This is a genomic window from Streptomyces lonarensis (assembly GCF_012033735.1).
Classification (GTDB): Bacteria; Actinomycetota; Actinomycetes; order Streptomycetales; family Streptomycetaceae; genus Streptomyces; species Streptomyces lonarensis.
This window is the reverse complement of the sequence record NZ_JAAVJD010000408.1, coordinates 1-2,545: the sequence shown is the minus strand read 5'-3', so window position 1 is coordinate 2,545 and position 2,545 is coordinate 1. Positions and strand designations below refer to the sequence as shown.

At 77.4% G+C, this 2,545-nt stretch carries 2 protein-coding genes; one reads left to right on the top strand and one right to left on the bottom strand.

The window, feature by feature from the left end; all coding sequences use genetic code 11:
- A partial coding sequence (locus HCN56_RS25085) for an SMI1/KNR4 family protein (protein WP_209313177.1) occupies positions 1-782 on the top strand: 782 nt, incomplete at its 5' end.
- A gap of 66 nt (positions 783-848) precedes the next feature.
- Here HCN56_RS25085 and HCN56_RS25080 read toward each other — a convergent pair.
- Positions 849-2,240: an FAD-dependent oxidoreductase gene (locus HCN56_RS25080; RefSeq protein ID WP_167974873.1), complete on the bottom strand. Its 1,392-nt coding sequence runs from the start codon at positions 2,238-2,240 to the stop codon at positions 849-851.
- Between the last annotated feature and the right edge of the window lie 305 nt (positions 2,241-2,545).

The following is a 2,545-nucleotide window of genomic DNA, read 5'->3' as shown; positions in this document are numbered from 1 at the left end:
CGCCGCCCGGCTCGCGGTGGCCGCCGCCGGACACGGCGCGACTGCGGGAACTCGTTCTCGGCTCGCCGGCGGTGTCGCCCGCGGGTGGCGCCGCGGCGCCGAGCGTCGCCGCGGTGGCGGCCGCCGAGCGGGTCACCGGTCCGCTGCCGCCCTCGTTCCGCTGGTGGCTGACCACGTTCGGGGGCGGGCGGATAGGCGGCGCCGAGACAGCGGTGGTGGCACCGTCCGGGTGGCAGGACGAGTACGACGCGGTGACGGCGCCGTGGCGGCGGGAGGAGCGGCCGGGGCTGCTGGCGTGCGCCGAGGAACCGGACGGCGCCCGCTACTGGTTCGACCTGACGGAGCGGCGTGCGGACGGGGAGTGCCCGGTGCTGTGCGATGCCGGCGACGGCCTCGGCCCGCAGCCGTTCGCCGCGACGTTCGCCGGGTTCCCGGCGGTGGTGGTCGCGCTGGCCACGGGGCAGCGCCACGGGCCCAACCCCGCCGTGGCGGAGCTGTGGCGGCAGGGCCCCGGGGTGATGCTGCCGTGCGGGGTGCAGGCGTACGGCCCGGACGTACTGCCCGAGCGCAACGCGACGTACGAGGTGGCGCGCTGGGCACCCGACTGGGTGCTGGTCGGGGACGACAGCGGCGGGGCCGGGCTCCTCATGCGCCGGCACGGTGCCGACCGTTCGTCCGTGTACCTGCTGGGGCTGGGCGCGTTGGAGCCGGACGTGGCCGCGGCGGGGGAGCGGGTCACCGGCGACCTCGGCGCCTGGCTGACGGCCGGCGCGCCCCGCTGACCCTGCGCCGTGGGCGCGGTGGCACGGGGGCCGACAGCCCGGTCCGGGCGGGTCGGCCCCCGCCCGTCAGCCCGCGGCGCGCACCGCCGCCACGGCCTTACGCGCCGCCACCTGCACCGGGTCGTAGGTGGGTGAGAACGGCGGGGCGTACCCGAGGTCCAGCATCACGACGTCGTTGACCGTCATCCCGGCCGTGAGGGCCGCCGCGACGACGTCCACCCGCTTGGCGGCGACCTCGCGGCCGACGATCTGCGCGCCCAGCAGCCGGCCCGTCCGGCGCTCGGCCAGCATCTTCACGTGCATGGGGTGGGCCCCCGGGTAGTAGCCGGCCCGGCTGGTCGCTTCCACCGTGACGGTCACGTACTGGAGGCCGGCCTCCGCGGCCTCCTCCTCCAGCAGGCCGCTCCGGGCGATCTCCAGCTCGCAGACCTTGCTGACGGCGGTGCCGACCACGCCCGGGAAGGTGGCGTAGTCACCGGCGATGTTGGAGCCGATGATCTGCCCGTGCTTGTTGGCGTGGGTGCCGAGCGGCACGTGCCGGGTCATGCCGGTGAGGCGGTGCTCGACCTCGACGCAGTCGCCGCCCGCCCAGATGTGGCGGTGGCCGCGGACCTGCATGGCGCGGTCGGTGAGCAGCCCGCCCCAGGCGCCCAGCGGCAGCCCGGCCTCCTCGGCGAGCGCGGTGCGCGGGCGGGTGCCCAGGCCGAGGACGACGAGGTCGGCCGGGTGGCGGCCATTGGCGGTGCGGACCGCGCGGACCGCGCCGTCGTCACCGGTCTCGATCTCGGTGACCGCCTCGCCCATGACGGTCTCGATGCCCATGCCGTTCATGGCCTCGCGGACCAGCGCCCCCATGTCGGGGTCGAGGGTGGTCATCGGCTCCGGGGCGCGGTCGACCAGGGTGACGCGGAACCCCCGCCGCACCAGCGCCTCCGCCATCTCGATGCCGATGTAGCCGGCGCCGACCACGACGGCGAGCGGCGTCGAAGCGGCGTCGCCGTCACCGGCGGCGTCCGGGGCGAGGCGGGCGATGGCGTCGCGGAGGGCCTCGCCGTCGGTGAGGTCCTGCACGCCGTGGACGCCTTCGGCGTCGATGCCGGGGATCGGCGGCCGCAGCGGGGTCGCGCCGGTGGCGAGGACGAGGTCGTCGTAGCCGTGCCACTCCTCACGCCCCGAGGCGTCGCGGCTCCGCACCCGGTTGTTCTCGGGGTCGAGGGCGATCACCTCGGTGCGGGTCCGCACGTCGACGCCCCGGCGGCGGTGCTCCTCGGGCGAGCGCGCGACGAGGTCCTCGCGGTCCTCGACGTCGCCGGCGACCCAGTACGGGATGCCGCAGGCGGAGTAGGAGGTGTACGCGCCGCGCTCGAAGGCGATGATCTCCAACTCGTCGGCGGACAGCAGCCGCCGTGCCTGCGCGGCCGCGGACATTCCGGCGGCGTCCCCGCCGACCACCACCATGCGTCGTGCGCTCACGGCGCCTCTCCCTTCGGTGTGCCCCGTCCGGCGGGGCGGGTCGTACCGGCGCCCGGTCGACCCGGGGCGCGCGCCGGTCGGCACACGCGCCGTGCCGCCCGGTCCGGGACCGGGCGGCTGATCCGCCGCTGCCCGGCGGCGGTGGCGGCCAAACGCCCCGGCCGCGACGGCGACGCCCGGCGGACCGGCACCGCCGCACACCAGGGCGCACACCACGGCGCGCGAGCCCGCACCGCCGCGCACCACCGCGCACCACCGCGCACCGCCGGGCACCGCCGCACCGCGCACCG

What these genes read in the sequence shown, in the direction of transcription:
- HCN56_RS25080 (WP_167974873.1), bottom strand. Translation starts at nt 2,240, where the DNA reads ATGGTGGTGGTCGGCGGGGACGCCGCCGGAATGTCCGCGGCCGCGCAG.